Annotated in this window: 16 protein-coding genes; 12 read left to right on the forward strand and 4 right to left on the reverse strand. The window is 67.7% G+C overall.

Annotated features, from left to right (window positions below; all coding sequences use genetic code 11):
• The first annotated feature begins 122 nt into the window (after positions 1-122).
• The 4 genes from JRI60_RS35690 (at position 123) to JRI60_RS35705 (ending at position 3,666) form a co-directional block, all read left to right on the forward strand.
• Positions 123-1,313, forward strand: a complete 1,191-nt coding sequence (locus JRI60_RS35690) for a hypothetical protein (protein ID WP_204220392.1) — start codon at positions 123-125, stop codon at positions 1,311-1,313.
• 234 nt (positions 1,314-1,547) lie between these two features.
• Positions 1,548-2,327 (forward strand): DNA/RNA non-specific endonuclease, encoded by a 780-nt coding sequence (locus tag JRI60_RS35695; RefSeq protein ID WP_204220393.1) that lies wholly within the window; start codon positions 1,548-1,550, stop codon positions 2,325-2,327.
• A gap of 32 nt (positions 2,328-2,359) precedes the next feature.
• Positions 2,360-3,127: an alpha/beta fold hydrolase gene (locus JRI60_RS35700; RefSeq protein WP_204220394.1), complete on the forward strand. Its 768-nt coding sequence runs from the start codon at positions 2,360-2,362 to the stop codon at positions 3,125-3,127.
• Positions 3,128-3,198: 71 nt separating this feature from the next.
• Positions 3,199-3,666, forward strand: a complete 468-nt coding sequence (locus JRI60_RS35705; protein WP_204220395.1) for a nucleoside deaminase — start codon at positions 3,199-3,201, stop codon at positions 3,664-3,666.
• Between the two features lie 78 nt (positions 3,667-3,744).
• Here JRI60_RS35705 and JRI60_RS35710 read toward each other — a convergent pair whose 3' ends face one another.
• Positions 3,745-4,638, reverse strand: a complete 894-nt coding sequence (locus JRI60_RS35710) for a LysR family transcriptional regulator (RefSeq protein ID WP_204220396.1) — start codon at positions 4,636-4,638, stop codon at positions 3,745-3,747.
• 124 nt (positions 4,639-4,762) lie between these two features.
• Between JRI60_RS35710 and JRI60_RS35715 the strand changes: the two genes are divergently transcribed.
• Positions 4,763-5,755 (forward strand): nitrilase family protein, encoded by a 993-nt coding sequence (locus tag JRI60_RS35715; protein ID WP_204220397.1) that lies wholly within the window; start codon positions 4,763-4,765, stop codon positions 5,753-5,755.
• 109 nt (positions 5,756-5,864) lie between these two features.
• Here JRI60_RS35715 and JRI60_RS35720 read toward each other — a convergent pair whose 3' ends face one another.
• Positions 5,865-6,938, reverse strand: a complete 1,074-nt coding sequence (locus tag JRI60_RS35720; protein WP_204220398.1) for an SDR family oxidoreductase — start codon at positions 6,936-6,938, stop codon at positions 5,865-5,867.
• A 127-nt stretch (positions 6,939-7,065) separates the two neighbouring features.
• Between JRI60_RS35720 and JRI60_RS35725 the strand changes: the two genes are divergently transcribed.
• The 3 genes from JRI60_RS35725 (at position 7,066) to JRI60_RS35735 (ending at position 10,569) form a co-directional block, all read left to right on the forward strand.
• Positions 7,066-7,953: a LysR family transcriptional regulator gene (locus JRI60_RS35725; RefSeq protein ID WP_204220399.1), complete on the forward strand. Its 888-nt coding sequence runs from the start codon at positions 7,066-7,068 to the stop codon at positions 7,951-7,953.
• Positions 7,954-8,217: 264 nt separating this feature from the next.
• Positions 8,218-9,390 (forward strand): M23 family metallopeptidase, encoded by a 1,173-nt coding sequence (locus JRI60_RS35730; RefSeq protein ID WP_204220400.1) that lies wholly within the window; start codon positions 8,218-8,220, stop codon positions 9,388-9,390.
• Positions 9,391-9,807: 417 nt separating this feature from the next.
• Positions 9,808-10,569 (forward strand): M57 family metalloprotease, encoded by a 762-nt coding sequence (locus tag JRI60_RS35735; protein ID WP_204220401.1) that lies wholly within the window; start codon positions 9,808-9,810, stop codon positions 10,567-10,569.
• Positions 10,570-10,698: 129 nt separating this feature from the next.
• On the opposite strand, the gene JRI60_RS35740 is transcribed toward JRI60_RS35735, so the two are convergent.
• The gene (locus JRI60_RS35740) at positions 10,699-11,115 is read right to left on the reverse strand and encodes a hypothetical protein (protein ID WP_204220402.1); all 417 of its coding nucleotides are present in this window, start codon (positions 11,113-11,115) and stop codon (positions 10,699-10,701) included.
• Positions 11,116-11,526: 411 nt separating this feature from the next.
• Complete coding sequence (locus tag JRI60_RS35745; RefSeq protein ID WP_204220403.1) at positions 11,527-12,486, reverse strand: transporter; 960 nt, start codon at positions 12,484-12,486, stop codon at positions 11,527-11,529.
• Between the two features lie 396 nt (positions 12,487-12,882).
• On the opposite strand from JRI60_RS35745, the gene JRI60_RS35750 reads away from it, so the two are divergent.
• The 4 genes from JRI60_RS35750 to JRI60_RS35765 all read left to right on the forward strand — a co-directional run bounded on the left by JRI60_RS35750 (position 12,883) and on the right by JRI60_RS35765 (position 18,145).
• Entirely contained in the window at positions 12,883-13,719 is an 837-nt protein-coding gene (locus tag JRI60_RS35750; protein WP_204220404.1) for a hypothetical protein, read from the forward strand.
• A 194-nt stretch (positions 13,720-13,913) separates the two neighbouring features.
• A complete protein-coding gene (locus tag JRI60_RS35755) occupies positions 13,914-14,765 on the forward strand; it encodes an IclR family transcriptional regulator (protein WP_239469899.1) in 852 nt (283 codons plus the stop codon).
• Positions 14,766-15,187: 422 nt separating this feature from the next.
• Positions 15,188-16,969 carry a DUF4231 domain-containing protein gene (locus JRI60_RS35760; protein ID WP_204220405.1) on the forward strand — a complete coding sequence of 594 codons (1,782 nt, stop codon included), beginning with the start codon at positions 15,188-15,190 and terminating at the stop codon, positions 16,967-16,969.
• A gap of 15 nt (positions 16,970-16,984) precedes the next feature.
• A complete protein-coding gene (locus JRI60_RS35765) occupies positions 16,985-18,145 on the forward strand; it encodes a toll/interleukin-1 receptor domain-containing protein (protein ID WP_204220406.1) in 1,161 nt (386 codons plus the stop codon).
• Positions 18,146-18,547 lie beyond the last annotated feature (402 nt).

The raw sequence follows: 18,547 nt of genomic DNA on the forward strand, positions 1-18,547 counted from the left end.
CTGGTCGAACGGGTGCGGGCGACAAGCACGGAATGTTCTTGACCAAACCATACAATCCGTGAGAACCATTTTTCCACGGCAAGCGGAATATTACCGCTTTACCGAAAAATGGAAACGAGTCCATGACAAACCGACGCATCGAGGCTGCATCTTTCAGTGGGTGGCGGTGGGGCGTGGTTCTGCTCACGGCAGTGATTGGGTGTGGTCAAGAGACGAAAGCCCCGGCTCCCGAACAAGACCCCCTCCAGGCACTCGAGCAGCGGTCGCGACAGCTGTCTCCGCCCGCCGGATGTACGGAGATCACCCTGGGCGAGCTTCAGAATGGCATCCAGCTGTCGCCCGTGCTGTACGGGCCGCAGCCGACGTATCGCGGAGAGTTCTCCAACCTCGGAGATCCCGCGTTCGCGGATGCCGCGTTCATCCGGTTGGACGTGAACACCACCCCGGGGCTCCATGACCTGGCCAACGGCGGCACCAACCTGTTCACGTGCGAGCAGTGCGTTTATGGCTACCAGGATTTCACCGGTCCGACGAAGAAGGCCTTCGTCGCCGAGTCGGGCACGCTCTGGCTCGCGGTCAAGGTCTCCCCTCAGCAGACCGCCGGTGCGCTCGCCAATGTGACCTTGCGCGAGTCGGTGGCCGCGGCGCCGCTCTCCGCGCCGTATACCGGAACCGCACCGGTGGCGGGCGGTGAGTGCCGGTGGATCCGATTCGCGACGTGGGACACCATCCGCCCTGGCGGCTGCGATCCGCGCGAAGGCTCGCCGACCGCGAATCCGCCGGGCCACACCTGCGTCGCCGATGACGCCGCGGCCAGCGATGGCACGCTCGAGAAGTCGCTCGGCACCAAGCAGCAAGGGGATGCGTGCACGTACACGCCGGCGGCGAGCGCGAACCAGCTCGCCTCGACGGACTGCGCCCCGGGCTACGCCTGCTCCGGCGCCTATACCGAGGCGCGGCAGTGCCTCGCCACGTGCGACTTCATGGCCGCGAATCCGGGTTGCCCGACCGGCACCGTGTGCGGCGTCTACGGCCTGTGCATCGAGCAGTCCGTCATGGAGCCCATCGGCTACCTCTTCGATCCCGCGCTCATCGGCGAGACCTGCACCGCCAGCTTCGCCGAGTTCTGCGGCGTCGAAGGTGCGCGAGGCGTCTGCGTCGACCTGACGCGCTCGGGCCATGGCACCTGCTTTCCCTACACCCGTGCCCGCTCGGAGTGCGGCGCCGGCGAGGAGCTCGGCTTCGTCTCCTACCCGCTCTCCAACGGCGGGAGCGATAGAACCTACGGGTTCTGCTATCCCGACGGCCGGTGACACGAGGAAACGGCCACGCTGAGCGTCAGGAGGAATGGGGCCGTGTTCAGGTCCACGGCCCCATGTGACTCGCGCTACCGCCCGTTCGCCCAGACCCTCCCGGGGAGGCTGTTGCCTCTCCTGTTTTCAACAGGTTGCGGCGCTATTTTCGCAGAATTGTTTCCGTGCGATTCTCACTTCCTTGGTATTCAAGGACGCGAAGTCAGCGAACCCGGTGAGGAAGGACCCAGAAGAATGCGCACCCTGAACAAGCTCTCCGTCGCGGTGGTGTCTGTTCTGTTGCTCGGCGGTTGCGGAGTCACGGACATGGATCTGGGCGGCGAAGGCGTCGCCAGCCAGATCGAGCGGGACTTCGGTGGCCCGAGCGGCCTCATGGATTTCTTCGAGAGCCACACGGAGGAGGAGATCCGGAAGGCGATGGAGCCCTACGGCGTCGGGTACGTCATCCGCGGGGACGTCAACCCGGCCCTGATCAGCGACTGCCCGAAGTTCTTCCCGTCGGGCGACCGGAACATCTGGCACAGCTTCGACGGCGAGTACTTCTTCATCGACAGCGCGGGCCGGCCAAACCGGGCGTACAAGTACATGCCAGCGATCGTCGCCGCGCCGCGCATCGACTCCTGTCAGACGAGCGTGGGGCAGTGGGGCGACGCGGAAAACCCCAGCAACGACTATGACGGGGGACACCTCATCGGCTCGCAGCTCGGGGGCTGGGGGGGCCGGGCGAACCTGGTGCCTCAGGATGCCAACTTCAACCGTGGCAACTGGTTGCAGCTCGAGAACAAGATGGCCAAGTGCGGGAGCCTGCCGAGCGGCCGGTTGCGCTACTACATCGGTGCGAACTACCCGAACTCCACCACGCTCATCCCCAACAACATGACGATGGAGATCACCAACCAGTCCACGGGGAGCAGCGTGTACATGTCCTTCTCGAACGTGGACTACGGCGGCACGAACGGCACGAACGATCGGACCCGTGGCGTGAACTGGCTGTCGAGCCAGGGGTGCAACTGACCCGTGGAGCTCGCGGCGGCCGCGGTAGAACCATGAAGAACCTTCCTGAAAAGCGCGCCACCACCATCAATGGGCAGAAGTTGCAGTACACGCTTTCCGGACAGGGCAAGCCAGCCATCGTCTTGATCAACGGGGCTGGCGGCCCGCTCGATGCCTGGTACAAGCTGTTTCCCGAGATCGAACGACTTGGGACCGTCGTGTCCTACGACCGGCCGGGTGTGGGTGGCAGCGCGCGCCCGGTCGAAGCACAGACCGGCGAAGTGGTCGTCCGCCAGCTGCGTGACCTGTTGCGTGAGCTCGGGGTCGCCGGGCCGTTCGTGCTCGTCGGCCACTCGTTCGGCGGCCTGCACGCGAATCTGTTCGCGCGTCTCCATCCGCGAGAGGTCGCCGGTGTCGTCCTGCTCGAAGCCACCGCGCCGGAGGATGTGGGCATGATGAAGCATCACCAGTCCGGAATGCAGCGGGCCATCAACGGCTTGCTCAACGTCTTCTCGCGGCCCGACCCGAACGACGAGATCAGCAACGAACATCGCACGGTCGCGGACATCGCCGCGGCGCCCGCCTTTCCCGACGTGCCCCTGCGGGTGGTGTCTGGCGGGAAGGTGCCGCCAGGCTGGATGACGTCGGCCGAGGCGCTCAGCCTTCGTGCCCGCAACCAGGAAGCGCTGGTCCGTCTCTCGCCGCGGGGCCAGCGCATCGTCGCGGAGCGCAGCGGCCACTTTCCGCAAATGTCGCAACCTGAACTGGTTATCGAGGCCATCGCGCAAGTCAGCTCGGCTTCTCGTGGCCCTCACCCGTGAGATGGAGCTGGCCGAACTGGAGAGTACCTGGGATTGGGCCTGGCACGCACCCGGACAGCCATGAGGGACACATGAGACCAGAGGACACGCAGCACCTGATGCACGCCATCGACCTGGCACGACGTGCCCGAGCTCGGGGGGACAACCCCTTCGGCTCGGTGCTGGTGGACGCGAGCGGACGCGTCCTGCTGGAGGGTGAGAACACCCAGGGGACGACGAGGGACTGCACCGGCCACGCGGAGTCCAACCTCATGGGCGAGGCCACCCGGCGATACCGTCCCGAGGAGCTCACCGGCTCCACCCTGTACGCCAGCACCGAGCCCTGCGCCATGTGCGCGGGCGCCATCTTCTGGGGCGGCGTGCGGAGGGTCGTCTTCGCGCTCTCCTCCGAGGAGCTGGGCCAGTTCATCGACCCCTCCGCGCCCACCCTGCGCATGTCCTGCCGCGACGTCTTCGCCCGCGGCTCCGAGCCTACCGAGGTGGTGGGTCCGGTGGCGCTGCCGGAGGCCCGTGAGGTGCACGAGGGCTTCTGGAAGTAAGAACTGAAGCATTCGTTCCAGAACGCTCACGCTGCAAGTCCTTCGCATGCCCGAGGCACCGTAACTCGATTCCCCCGCCTACTCCCCGGACAGCAGCGTGCGCTCGTCGCGGAAGAGCTTGAACAGATGGTCTCCCACCGCCTTCACCCGGGGGGCCCGGGCAGCATCGCGGCGCATCAATATCCAGACCTCGCGGTCGGGCGGAAGCGGGCCGAACGGGACCCGCACGAGGCCTGGGTAGCCCGCGGCCAGGAAACAGGGCAGCAGCACGATGCCATATCCGGCCTGCGCAGCCGCCGCTTGAGCTTGGAGGCTGTTGCTTCGGAAGACGAATCGGTGGCTGGGAAAGCGGGACGCCATCCAGGCCGCCTCAGCTGCCTGATCGTCTGCGCCATACCCGACAAGCGGTGGCTGATCGCGGGAAAGAAGGGCATCGCGCTTTCGAGCGGGAGCGAAGAAACCATAACCCACCGTGGCGGCCCGCCGGGACAGCAGGTCGCTGTCGGCGGGCCGACCGAGCCGGATCGCGATGTCGGCCTCCGAACGGGACAAGCTGAGAACCCGCGTCTCGGCGATGAGCTCGACATCGAGTCCTGGATGGCGGTCATGGAGCGGTCCCAGCCGGTCCACCAGGAATCCATGGGCCAGGGACCGGGACGTCGTGAGTCGCACCGGTCCCTTTGGACCGTCATCACCATCGAGACGACGCTGCATCACCAGCGCGGCCTCCTCCATCACGGTCGCTTGCGCCAACACGGTCGCGCCATCGACGGTGAGCTCGAAACCGTCTGGCCTCCGAACGAGCAGCGGCCTTCCGAGCTGGCGCTCCATCCCCTCGACACGCCGCGCAACCGTCGAGCGGGCGGCGCCCAGTGCCCGGCTCGCGGCGGCAAGACTGCCGTGTCGAGCCAGGGCCACGAAGTGGCGTAGGTCGTCCCAATCCAACTGGGGTGTGCGTTTTTCGGCAGGCATGGGGCAAAGGTCGACAGTTTACCGAGACGGACCTCGTTTCGGATACTCCCTCTCGCAGCCGGGACCGGCCACCGAACCGGTGGCACCTTCCACGGGTGCATCCTGACAGATGGGAGTTCGAGCCATGACGGGCATACGGGTCGCTTCAGTGCAGTTCCAGCATATGCCGAGCGATAAGGCCTACAACCTCGAGCGCATCCGGTACTTCGCCGGCCTGGCCTCCTCCAGCGGGGTCAAGCTGCTCGCCTTCCCGGAGATGTGCGTGACAGGCTACTGGCATGTTCGCAACCTCGACCGGGCAGGCATTTCAGCGCTGGCCGAGCCCATTCCGTCTGGCCCCTCGGTCGACATCCTCCGCGCTCTGGCTCGCGAACACGACCTCGTGCTGGGCGCTGGTTTGATCGAGGTGGGCGCCGACGGCCGCTTCTACAACTCCTATGCCGTCTGTCTGCCGGATGGGACGGTCCATACCCACCGCAAGCTCCATGCATTCGAGAGCGAGCATATCGCGAGTGGCGATCGCTATACCGTCTTCGACACGCCGCTGGGAATCCGGGTCGGGGTCCTGATCTGCTGGGACAACAACCTCGTTGAAAACGCTCGCGCGACAGCACTCCTCGGTGCTGACGTGCTCATGGCACCGCATCAGACCGGCGGGACGAATTCGCGCAGTCCGCACGCCATGGGACGGATCGACCCCGAGCTCTGGCAGCGAAGAGCGGAAGATCCCCGCGCCATAGAGGCTGAATTCCGCGGTTCGAAGGGGCGGGAGTGGCTGATGCGCTGGCTCCCAGCACGTGCCCACGATAACGGCATGTTCCTGCTGTTCAGCAATGGCGTCGGCCAGGACGACGATGAGGTTCGCACTGGCAACGCGATGATCCTCGATCCCTATGGCCGCATCCTGGCGGAGACCTGGCGAGCGGGTGACGACATGGTCGTGGCAGACCTCGACATCGGCCTGCTACCGCTGTGCACCGGGCGCCGCTGGATCCGCGGTCGCCGTCCCGAACTGTACGGCATGTTGGTCGAGCACAGGGGTGACGAGCTGGAGCCCCGGCAGGCTCGCTTCTCTCCCGAGCCAACGGCGGCGCACCGTCGCAATCCGTTGAGCTGAGACTTCCTCCGGGGCTTCCTCTTGCACCCCCACCTCGGCAACGGGCCAACACACTCCGGGAAGTCCATGCGCCCACGTGCACGGTGGCGAAGGCCATGGGCGGACAGGCTCAGGACCCCCGCGGCATGGCCGGTGCCAGGGTCTCCATGCTCCGTGGCAGGCGAGCCCGGTCCACGTACCCGTGCGTGGCGAACCACTCCACGGCATCCCGGAAGGTCTCCTCGAGAGGCCGGAAGCGGAGTCCCAGCTCGCGCTCGGCCCTGGACGAGTCGAAGGCGGTGTTCGTGCGCTCGCGGCGCAACGTGCGGAAGCCCTGCCAGCTCACCAGCACGGGGCGCCGGGCGAGCCGGGCCCAGGCCTCGTTCAGCAGCGCCAGCGTTCCCAGCAGCGCGTCCGGCACCCGCCACTTCGGTGCCGGCAGGCCCGTCACCGACGAGAGCACCGCGAGCGCCTCGCCCACGTGCAGATCCCTCCCGGCGGCCAGGTAGCGCTCGCCGCGCAGGCCCTTGTCGGCGGCGGCCACCAGCGCGGCGGCCACGTCCCGCGCGTCCACGTAGGCGAAGCGCGTATCGATGATGCCGGGCAGACGGCCGTGGAGGAAGTCCAGGAGGAACTGTCCCGCCGTCGTGGGGCCCGAGTCGCCCGGTCCGTTCATGAAGCCCGGCAGCACCAGCGAGGCATGCAGGTCCGGATGGCGCTCCAGGGCGGCGTCCACCTCGCGGTCCGAGAGGATCTTCGAGCGGTAGTAGGCGTCTGGCTCCCCCTCCGCGTCACGCCGCATCGTCTCATCGGTGAGCGGATGGCCCGGGCGGGGGGCCAGCACGGCGATGGAGCTGGTGTGGACCACCCGCCGCACGCCCTGCTGGTACGCCGCCTCCAGCAGGTCGCGCGTGCCCTCCACGTTGATGCGCATGAGCCCCGCGGCGTGGCTGCCGCCCTTGTAGCTGTCCCGGAAGTAGGCGGCGGTGTGGAAGAGCACGTCGGCGTCCCGCAGGGCGGGCGCGAAGGAGGCCACGTGCTCCAGGTCGCCCTGGACGAGCTCCACGGGCACGCCGACCAGCAGCTTCCGGGCCCGCTCGGGCGAGCGGACCAGGGCTTTCACCCGCACGCCGCGAGCGGCGAGCAGGCGGACGAGGTTGTTGCCGAGCAGGCCGGTGGAGCCGGTGACGAATGCGGTCTTCATGAGAGGTGCCTCCGTGCATGCGGGGGCCCGATAGGGGCCGCCCGCGTTGACGCCCCGGGTATGCACCCCCTGTTGCGTCAGGCGCCACCCGGGCAAACTGGTGTTGCATTCATGCAAGGGGCCTCGAATGAACTGGGATGACCTCCGCTACCTCCTCACGGTGGAGCGCTCCGGCTCGCTGTCCGCGGCGGCGCGCGTGCTGGGCGTCGTCACATCCACGGTGGGCCGGAGGATGACGGCGCTGGAGCGGCGCCTGGGCACGCGACTGCTCGCCCGGGTTCCCGAGGGAGTCCGGCTGACGCCCGAGGGCCGCGCGCTGGTGCGCACCGCCGCGGCCATCGAGTCCCAGCTTCACAGCGCCGAGCGCGGGCTGAAGCGCGAGGAGGGGCAGCTCGAGGGGCCGGTGCGCGTGACGACGGGGGACGGCTTCGTCGCCTTCCTCAATCCCCTGCTGGCGCGCTTCCGGGAGCAGCATCCGGGGGTGCGCGTGGAGCTGTCCGCCGACGCACGGCTGCTGGACCTGGCGCGCCAGGAGGCGGACCTGGCCGTGCGCACGGTGCGTCCCAAGAGGGACTCGCTGGTGGCACGCAAGGTGGGGCAGCTCGCCTGGAGGCTCTATGCGAGCGCCCGCTATCTGGAGCGCGCCGCGCCCCTGCGCTCGCCGGATGACCTGGCGGGCCATGCGCTGGTGGGCTTCGACGCGGCGCTCTCGCGCATGCCGCAGTTGCGCGTGTTGGAGGAGTGGGGCGTGGGGCGCTTCGTCTTTCGCAGCAACGCGGCCATGGCCGTCGCGGGCGCGGTGGTGGCCCACCAGGGCGTGGCGGCGCTGCCGTGCGCGCTGGCCAGTCTCTACCCGGAGTTACGGCCCGTGCTCCCGGACATGGAGCTGCCCCTGGAGGACGTGTGGCTCGTGGCCTCGCGCGAGGCCCACAAGGTGCCACGGGTGCGCGCGTTGATGGGCTTCCTCGCCGGACGGTTCGAGGAGTCCCGCGCCGTCATGCTGGGCGTGCGCTGACGCCGCCACCGCCTTGGAGGACCAGCTGGAGGCTCACGCAAGGACCTGGCATGGATCGCCAGCGAACATGCGCCGGGCGTTTGACCGTCCACTCGGAACCTTGCCTCGCGACTACCTGGCGCACGTCAATGCGGCTCGAGATTTCCTGATCAGCGCGCAGAACGTCCGCATCCGCGGCCCAGGCTCCGCTACATTACGCGCGCTCTGACAACCGATGACTGGAAGATGCCGACCCATCTACTCTACCGCTGCGGGCTGACTTCAATGCTGCTGGCAGCCTCGACCTGTATAAGCGCCGAGGCCGCGACATTCGCGGATCCGGCAGAGGGTTGCCGGATGGCCGGGCCGTCCGCGGCTGCTCGTCCAGCCGTCACGAGTAGCGCCCCTGTCTTTCCCCCGCCCCAACTCCAGATCCGCACACCGTTCGAACCGACGGCGTTTCCCAGCGCGGGCCACAATTACCTGATCTACGAAGTGCATCTGCAGAACTTCTCGGATGCCGCGATGAAGATAAGCGGAATTGAAGTCCTCGCCGTGGATGCTCCGGGTACAAAGCCGATCGCGGCATTCGAGGCGCAGCCACTGCAGTCGCTGTTGATGCCGTTCGGCAGCGAAGCCGCGTCCGGCGAAGGAGACGACGGCGTCCGGCTTGCAGGCGGTCAGGCTGCCGTCGCATTTTTCTGCCTGGCGTTCGAGAAGGGCTCGCCGGTTCCGCACAGGCTGCGTCACCGTGTTGTCCTCGAGAATGCCGTTCTTGATAGCACGGACGTCGAGGTTGCGCATACGCCGCCGCGAGTACTGGCACCGCCTGTCTCGGGGGCGGGCTGGATCGCCGCGAACGGGCCGAGCAATACCTCCCATCACCGGCTGGGACTGTTCACGACAGACGGTGCCGCCCGGATTTCCCGCCGTTACTCCATCGACTGGAAGCGGATCAAAGACGACGCCTCATTCGCCGGCGATGCGCGAGACGTCCGCTCCTACCATGCCTATGCCCAGGACGTCCTGGCGGTGGCCGAAGGCACGGTCGTCAGCACCGTGGAGGGTATGCCGGACAATGTGCCTCGTACCTCGGCGGGGTTCAGTACGGCCGTGCCTGTCACGATGGAGTCGGCCCCAGGAAATCGTGTCGTCCTGGACCTGGGCGGCGGACAGTTCGCGTATTACGCCCATCTGCAGGCGGGCAGCATCGCCGTGAAGAAAGGCGATCGCGTGCGACGGGGCCAACGACTGGGCCGTATCGGAAACTCCGGTGACGCCCGCGAGCCACACTTGCATTTTCAGCTGGCGAACGCGCCGCACATTCTGGGGGCAGAAGGCCTACCTTACGTCATTGACCGGTACCAGCTCAGGACGGAAAGCGGTACAGAAGAGCGCACGCGCGAACTTCCGATTCGCGATATGCGGGTCGACTTCAAGGAAGCCAAAACGAGATAGCTGTACCGAGCGGGCGACCTCACCCGGGGAGGCCCGTCATCGACGGTGCCCGACTCCCACAAGAACCTGTCACAGCCGGAGCCTTCAAGGCTGCGCTCCTTCTTCGCTTCCGCCTTACCCGCGTTGCGAATCCTTTGACACCATCCCGCAGCGGCGAGGCGCGAGAGCCTACGACAGCGGGCGTGCGGGCTGCGCCATCGCGTAGAGCTTCCGAGCCGGCACGGAGTCGTGGCTTGACACTCCTTCTGCGCCCACGCGATCCTTGGCGACGATCCGGTGATCATCCCCTTACCGTCCTTCCCCAGAGGGTGGCCGTCTGCCAGCGGCCGACGGTTCCGCGTGGCCACCGAATGACCCATTCGGAACGGATTGCCCGCCAGCCGTGTCGGAAGGCCCTCAAACGAAGGAGGCCCATCCATGTTCAGAAACGCCGGAGTGCTGGTGCTGAGCGCACTGATGGCCGCTTGCCAAAGGGGACCGACTGCCGAGCAGAAGGAGATCCTCTCCATCCTGATCCAGGCCGGGTTCCCGGAGAACGACATCCAGTTTTACGACGGGGACGTCTACGTCGGACGCGACGGTCACGTGACGCTCGAGGCAGCGCGGGAGCTGCGGTTCGACTCGGATCCGAATGTGGGCTGTGGACTTCCGTCCAACATGGTCGGCAAGAGCGTGACCAGGATCTGCGTGAACCCCTCGGCGTCGTTCAACTCGTACAGTCGCCTGAGCCAGGGTCTGGATGCCGCGATCAATAACTACAACGAGCTCGGCCTGCGCATCACCTTCGCGCGCGGGCCGACGAGCGGCTGCACCGCGAACATCTGGGCGGACACCATGAGCGGCACGGGTGGCTCCGCCGGGTTCCCGTCGGGCGGAAGGCCGTACGGGGCGATCAAGATCGGCGTCGGGCTCCAGAACTACAGCGAGGACGTGAACGAGCGCGTCATCACCCATGAGCTCGGCCACACCATCGGCCGCCGCCATAGCGATTACTTCGACCGCACGATCACCTGCGGCAGCGGCGGCGACGTCGGCGCCGGAACCAAGGGCGCGATCCTCATCACCGGCTCTCCGTCCACCGCGATCGTGGGCGGCTCGGTGATGAACTCCTGCGTCAGCTCGACCGAGACCGGCGAGTGGACTGGCTCCGACCGGACGGCGCTGAACTACCTCTACTAGGGCCAGACGCGTATAATCGACTCCGCCAGGCCCGCTCTGGGAGTGACAGGCGGCAGGTTCGATTCCCGCCGCCTCCATGGCTCAGCCAGTGCCGCCAGCCGGGAAGGTGTCAAAGGACTCGAAACGGCGTCAGGACACCACGAAGGAAGCTTCTCCCGTCAGTCGCACCTCCGCGTACGTCTCGAACTGCCGGGTGGTGGGGACGATGAAGCCCGGGCCGCGGGTGGTGATGCCCAGGGTGTTGATGCTCACGCGCCGGTCCGTGCCAGTCAGGAGGGCGTGGGGAATCAGCACGCTGAATTGGATGGATTCGGCATCCGCCGCGTTCGATTGGAGGACGATCGTCACCAGCTTGCCGATGCCCACATCCACCTGACGAATCTCGTCGCCGCGCGCGTTCACCTGCCGCTGGCGATCTCGATATTGCATGAGCGGCTCACCGGTGAAGCTTGTCTCCGAGAAGCTCACACGAATGTCTTTCCCCTTCAGCTCGAAGTGGTTGGGAGAAACGTCCGCGCGCTGCTGGGTGTGTTGCACCTGTTCCATGGCACTGCCTCGCCTGTCTTGGACCGCGCCCCACGAGGAGCGTCGCTCGTCTGCTCAGTCAGAGCCGCTCGCGCGAAGTTGTGACATACCGCTTCGAGAACCGCACACCTTCTGCCGTGCCGGCGGGCGGCCGTTCGGCCTCCTGTGGTGCGAGGGCTCAACGCGCGGCAGCCGCGAACCTCTTGGAGAGCCTCTCGTCCAAGCCCCGGTCTTCGAGGGCGCCCGCAGGAGCGCATCCTGGAGCCCGGGGAATCGCTGGTCCAGCTCCGCCCGGCGCGGGGCGTTCATGTGGACGACGCCTTCGGTGCGCGTCCACACCAGGCCGGCTTCGCGGAGCACCTTGGCAAGCGCGTGGCCCGTCTGTCCACGTAACCGGGGCAAGCCCATCTTCTACGAGGGCGTGGCTCCACGTCAGAAGAAGTGGGTGAACCGGATCTGGTAGGCCTGATTCCTGGAGGCGCCACCGGTCGCCCTGAAGTCCCTCTGGTATTGCAGCATGAGCAGTGACGAGGGATTCAACCGGATGGTCGGCGAGAGGCGCACGGTCTGGACGGTCTGCTTCTCCGACAGGACCCGGTTGAGCTGCTGACCCTCCAGATCGGCCCGGAGGTTCTGCTTCCCGTTGGCTGTCAGGAAGTAGGAGAGGGCGATGTAGAAGCTCTTGGAGAGGTCGACCGCGAGGTGCCCCTCGAACCCGTAGGACAGCTCGCGGCTGTTCTCGAACTGGACCAGTGTCGGGGGGGCACCCGCGGGCGCCACGTTGAGGCGGAAGTCGTCATTCGTCGTGGTGAAGCCCACGTTCCCAACGAGCTGCGCGGTGAGGATCTTGTACCGCTGGTAGATCGAGAGCTGTGGCCGGAAGACCCAGCGGTTCTGCCCGATATTGAGCGGGCCTCGATTCGGGTCGTACTCGCCGACGGGAATGGTCACGTACAGGGTACCCGCGAGGGCCGTGGGGTGGTCCGACTGCTCGTTGAAGCCGTACCCGATGGTCGGCGCGTAGATCGGGTCGGAGATGCCCGTCATGCCAACCTGCTGGCCACCCGTCGCGGCGCTCGTGATGTTCACGTTCGCGGCGGCGAAGATGACATCGATGGGCGCCAGGCCGATGTTGCCGTACTTGAGCAGGTAGGTCCCGCGCAGCACCATCGTGGTCTGCGAGGCGATCTGCTGGTCCGACGTGGCCGAGTAGCGCAAGTAGGCGTTGAGCATCAGGGTATTCGAAGGCAGGTAGATACCAGCCTCGTAGTCCCGCGCATCCGTTTGTGCGAGCGCCCTCTGCGGCAGCAGGAAGAAGAGGGCCAGCACGCAAGAAATCATGAGTGGCATCACGTGACCGCGCTGCTCGAGCCTGGGGGAGTCGTTCATCATGATTCGGGTATTTCCTTCCTGTGTCCGCGAGTGGCGGGAACTCTAGATGCGCATGAATCCTTATCCGAGATCATGGCGCATTGGCATGACGCGGACCGACAACCAATGCCATGCGAATATTGCCAGGACGCTGGTGTCGCGGCTCCTTCCGTGAGCCGCGCCTTCGGCCGCCGTGGTCCCATTTCGCATAGCGAAATGGAATGTGAATCATGGCTTTGTTTCGCATGGCGAAACGGGCTGTGTTTGCAACACCGCTCTGGCGGTCATGACTTGATTTTCCTTCTTTCATCGGTAGTGTATCCGATTGTCTGGGAATGCGGTCTGCCTCCCCAGGCAAAGGGAGAAGTCATGAAAGCGACGGCAGGTTCCAGGCTCCTCGTTGCTCTGCTCTTGTCCATGGCGTGGAGCTCCTCCGCACTGGCCCAGAGTCTGACCAGCTTCACGGCCACGTATCGGGGCGGTAGTGGCTCCATCTGTGGCACGACGTACAGCATCATCGGCAAGGAGCCTTTGTCCTCACAGAGCAGGTACCCGGTGTTCATCTACACGGTGGGCACCACGGAGGGGTACGATCACGCCTCGGCGATGGCCGCCGTCGAGGAGATGGCGAGCCGTGGCTATGTCGCGGCCACCGTCGAGTATGACAACGCCACCTTTGGCACCTGCTCCACGCTCGAGAGCCGAGCCAGGTGCATCTTCGATTCGACCCGCTCGACCAGCGCCATCAACACGGTCTGTTCGCGCGCCAAGGCGGATTGCTCCAAGGGCGTTGTGGTGGCCGGCTTCAGCCAGGGGTCCATCATGGCCATCCTGGCCAAGAATCATGACAGCCGGGTGCAGGCCGCCTATGGGCTGGGAGCGGGCGTCGCGTACTCCGTCTATGATCTTCGCTCCTGCGTCGCCAACGGCAACCGCTCGCTGCCGAGCGACCGTCTCCGGGTCGTGAATGGAGAGAACGACGCGTTCATGGGCTCGACCGAGCTCACCGTGCGCAGCCAGATCCAGGAGATGACGGGGCTGTCGTGCCCGTTGGCGACCTCCTGCTTCCGTAGCAACAACAGCGGCTGGTACATCGTGGAGAATTCCGAGGCCTCGGATGGTATCGCCGACCACTGCTACATGCGTCAGGGAGGCTGCGTCGGCCTCACCCTGGACCAGAAGTGGCGCACCGGCACCTACGGCTGGTCATTGAGGACCAACCTGAACTGGCTGACGCAGTTCACCCAGCCATAGCCACGAGGACGGCGTGGGCTCCTCGGTGTTCGCGCGCCTGGAGGAGCCCACGAGGCTCTGGCCGAGCTTCGAATTTCGCCAGGCGAAACAGGGTTTCGCCCACGATGCGAAACCAGGTTCCGCCCACGTTGACCCGAAGTGTTTGGGCCTCCTATCGTCCTGACTCCCGTAAATACCAGGACACCAGGACGGCCATGCTCCGTTTCTCCGATCTTCCCGTTCCCCTGAAGGACTCCGCGGCACCCGACGTGGGGCTCCTGCACGATCCAGACGAGGAAGAGGCCAAGGACCGCCAGTTCGTGACGGCACTGGCGCGCGGGCTCGAGGTGCTCCGTGCGTTCACGCCTCACACCCCGCTGCTCGGGAACCGGGAGCTCGCGGCCAGCACCGGCCTGCCCAAGCCGACCATCTCCCGGCTCACCCATACCCTGACCCGACTCGGCTATCTCAAATACTCGGAGCGCTTGGGAAAGTATCAGCTCGGCACGGGGGTGCTGTCGCTGGGCTACGCGGCGCTCTCCAGTATGAACGCCCGCCAGATGGCCAGGCCCCTGATGCAGGAGATGGCCGACCAGGTCAACGCCATGGTCTCCCTGGGCACCCGAGACCGGCTCAGCATGGTGTACGTCGAGCACTGCCGCTCCAACTCAGCGGTGACCGTGCGCCTCGACGTCGGCTCACGCATCCCGTTGGCGACCACGGCCATGGGGCGGGCGCTGCTCGCCGCCCTGCCCGAGTTGGAACAACAGGTCATGATGGAGCGCATCGCCAGACAGGATCCGGACCAGTGGCCGCGCCTCCGCGCCGGCATCGAGCAGGCCCTCGAGGAGTACCGGACCCATGGGTTCACGCTCTCCGTTGGCGAGTGGACTTCGGACGTGAATGCCGTGGGCGTCGCCCTCATCCCGCCCGATGGCGGTCAGATTCTGGCGTTCAACTGCGGAGGCCCATCGTCCCAGCTGTCTCGCGAGCGGCTCATGGGTGAACTCGGTCCCCGTCTGGTGGACCTCGTCCGCGACGTCAAGGCGGGTCTGCCGCGCCGCTGAGAAGCGCAACCAGGTGCCCACCTTCACGGGGGGAGAGCGAGCTCTGCACCCAAGGAGAGGACGCCGGATGCGAACCGCTCGTCCGGGCCGTGGCCCGAGCACTCTGCCAGCCGCGGCTCCCCCAACGGCAACGCCAGCACATCTGCCAGGCCCAGCGGAAGTTGCTGCCCAGCCACCAGCCCTGGAAGTTCCTCGAGGTGCTGACGGCGAACTGCGGCGGGGAGAATTGTGAGCCCGCACCTCGCGGAGGCGGGGGCTCGCATGAGGGGGAGAGGTGACGTGACGTTGGCGGCTGAACGCGCCCCTCGCCTCCATGGGAGGGGCAGGCAGCGCCCCGGCGCCTGGAGCCCCCGGCGGGACAGCCCCGGGGGGCGGATGATGGGGCGGGCACGCGCCCCTACCGTTGGCTGCGGGGGAAGACCTTGCAGCACACGCACACCTTCGAGCCCGAGCCGCGCGCCGGCACCATCCACTTTCCCAACGGACACCCGGCCCGCTGGGTGCGCGTCGCGCCCGAGGCCCCTCCGCACGCCGTGCTGCGCGCCCTGCGCCTGCCCCCGCACCAGGGGCTGCTGCTGCTGTTGGGCGGCGCGGAGGGGATGGCGCCCGAGCTCAACGAGCGCCTGGCGCAGCTCCTCGGCCAGGCGGTGGCCCGCAGCGCCGCGGAGACGGGCGCCCTCATCCTCGACGGCGGCACCCACTCGGGGGTGATGGCCCTGATGGGGCGGGGCGTGGCGGACCTCGGCTACCGCTCGCCCCTGGTGGGCGTGGCCCCGGCGGACCTCGTCACCTTTCCGGGCGGCCCCCCGGCGGAGGCGGACGGCCGCGCGCCCCTGGACGAGCACCACACCCACTTCGTCCTCGTGGAGACGGACACCTGGGGCGGCGAGACACCCACCCTCTTCGCGCTCGCCTCCGCGCTCGCCGACGGCCTGCCGGTGACGGTGGTGCTCGTCAACGGCGGGGACATCTCGCGCGACGAGGTGCTGCGCGCGGTGCGCCAGGGCTGGCCCGTGGTGGTGATCGAGGGCAGCGGCCGGCTGGCGAACGCGCTGGCCCTGCTGATGAGCCAGCCCCTGTCGCCCGTGGCGGACCCGGTCCTCGCGGAAATCATCGCCGATGGAGACCTGTGCCGCTTCCCGCTGGACGGCCCGCCGCAGGACTTCGAGCGGCTGCTCAAGCGCGAGCTGCGCGAGGACTCCATCCTCAAGCTGGCCTGGCAGCGCTTCGCGGACTACGACGCCAACGCCCGGCGCCAGCAGCGCCTCTTCCAGCGGATGCAGTTCTGGATTCTCACCCTGGGCCTGCTGGGCACGCTGGCGGCACTCCTCCAGACGCAGCTCGCCCGGGTGGCGTCCGGGGGCGCCCTCACGCCCATGCTGACGGGGGGCGTGCTGGAGGACGTGCTACAAGTGCTGGTGGTGGCGCTGGCCGCGGCCGTCACCGCGCTGGTGGCCGCCGCAAGCCGCTTCAAGTCCGGCGCCCGCTGGATTCTGCTGCGCGCCCACGCCGAGGCGCTCAAGCGGGAAATCTACCGCTACCGCTGCCTCCTCAGCACCCGGGGCGCGCCGGGCACGGGCCGCATCAGCCGCGAGCGCCGGCTGGCCAGCCGGATGAAGTCCATCAGCCGCCAGCTCATGCAGACGGAGGCCAACGTCTCCGCCCTGCGCTCCTACCGGGGACGGCTGCCCCCGCCGGACACGCTGGCGGAGGGGGATGACGGCTTCAGCCCGCTGACGGCCTCGCGCTACCTGCGCGTGCGGCTCAATGACCAGCTCGCCTACTACCGCCGCCGCATCGACGAGCTGGACAGGCGATCGCACCGGCTGCAGTGGCTCATCATCGTGGCGGGCGGCGTGGGCACGGTGCTGGGCGCGGTGGGGCTGACGCTGTGGGTGGCGCTGACGACGGCGCTGGTGACGTCCGTCACCGCGTGGCTGGGCACCCTGCAGGCCGAGCACCGGTTGATGAAGTACCACCAGTCCGCCACGGACCTGGACAACATCAAGGCCTGGTGGAGCGCGCTGTCCATCGAGGAGCAGGGGCGCCGCCGCAACTTCGAGCTGCTCAGGGATAGCACCGAGCTCGTCCTGCAGATGGAGCTGACGGGGTGGGTGCGGGAGATGAAGGACGCGCTGACGCGGCTGCACGCGCGGCATGACCGCAACGCTCGGGAGGCCCGGACGCGCCAGCGCCGGCACTGAGCGAGAGGAGGGGGCATGGCTCGTATCTTCGTCAGCTACCGGCGGGAGGACAGCCCCGGACATACCGGCCGGCTGTATGACCACCTGGTGGCCCACTTTGGCGAGCAGCTCGTCTTCCGGGACATCGAGGCAATAGAGCTCGGGGCGGACTTCGTGAAGGCCATCGAGGAGGCGATTGGCGCCAGCAGCGTGCTCATCGCCGTCATCGGGCCGCAGTGGCTCACCGCGAAGGACCGGCAGGGGCGGCGCCGGCTGGACAACCCCAAGGATTTCGTGCGGCTGGAGCTGGCCACGGCGCTCTCGCGCGGGGTTCGTGTCATCCCCGTGCTGGTGGACGGCGCGAGCATGCCCCCGGAGGAGGAGCTCCCGCCCGACCTCTCCGCGCTGGCCCGGCGCAATGCCATCGAGGTGAGCGACCTGCGCTTCCGCACCGACGTGGCGCGGCTCCTCCAGGCCATCGATGCCGCGCTCGCCGAGCGTCAAGCCGAGCCGCACCTGACGCGCGCGCCGCCCGTGAGGCGGGAGCGCGCGCCGCATCCGAGGCAAAAGGGGCGGCGGTGGGGCGCCGTGCTGTTCGTGGCCCTCCTCACCGCGGGGGTATTCGGCGCGGTGTGGTGGACGGTGCTGCGGCGCACTCCGGGAGGCGTCCCCGCGGTGGAGCAGCCCGGCATCGGCGGGGCCGGGCGGGAAGAGGCCCCTCCCCCCCGTGCGAAGCCGGCGCCCTCCCGGAAGAAGCCCGCTGGCGGGGAAAAGGCGAAGGCGGACACGAAGCCCGAGGCGGTGGATGCGGGGACGGTGGACGAGCCGCCGGATGCGGGCCAGCCACCCGCCGAGCCCGCCCCGCCGGATGCGGGCCAGCCACCCGCCAAGCCCACCCCGCCGGATGCGGGCCAGCCCGCGGGGGGCACTTCCTCGGGGCCGGGCACGGGCGGCTCCGAGCCCCCACCCAAGCCGGAGGAGCCCGCGGCCCCGGAGGGGACTGGAGGCGCGGGAGGAACAGAGAAGGAGGGGGACGCCAAGCCCCACCCGCCGCCGGACCCGGGCGACGAGGTGACCCCATCGCCCCCTCAGCCCAACCCCTCCTCGATGGCTGCTCCCTCGCGGGAACCTGCGCTCCACGGCGGCTTCCACGCTCGCGGTGGCCCGGCCCCTGGAGTGTGTGGCGTACTTGAGTAAACCTCGAGCAGCCAGGACCGTAGGAGCGGCGGCACGTTCCCGGGCTGCATGGCCGCGGTGTGGTCCAGCTCGTCGAGGATGCGGACCTCCCACCCGAGCGCCTCGAGCTCCGAGCGTCTTTGGAGCAGGGGCCCCGCCAGGCTGACGAGCACGTCGCCCCACTCCTTGCCGTAACGGATTTCGTCCCTGCTCCCGGCGAAGCACAGCCGCGGACACCGCAGCCGCGACTGGATCGCCGAGTCGTCGAATGACTGGGGTGTGGAACTTTCAGGGCCGCTCCGCATCACCCAGCGCGTGTCCCGGCAGTGAGAAGGCGCCGCGGGTGAGACATACAACCCACCGAGCGACCGGGTAGGACGCCACGACAGCCGACCTGTTCCGGGGGATGACGACCCCGGGCCG

The organism is Archangium violaceum (genome assembly GCF_016887565.1).
Lineage (GTDB): Bacteria > Myxococcota > Myxococcia > Myxococcales > Myxococcaceae > Archangium > Archangium violaceum_B.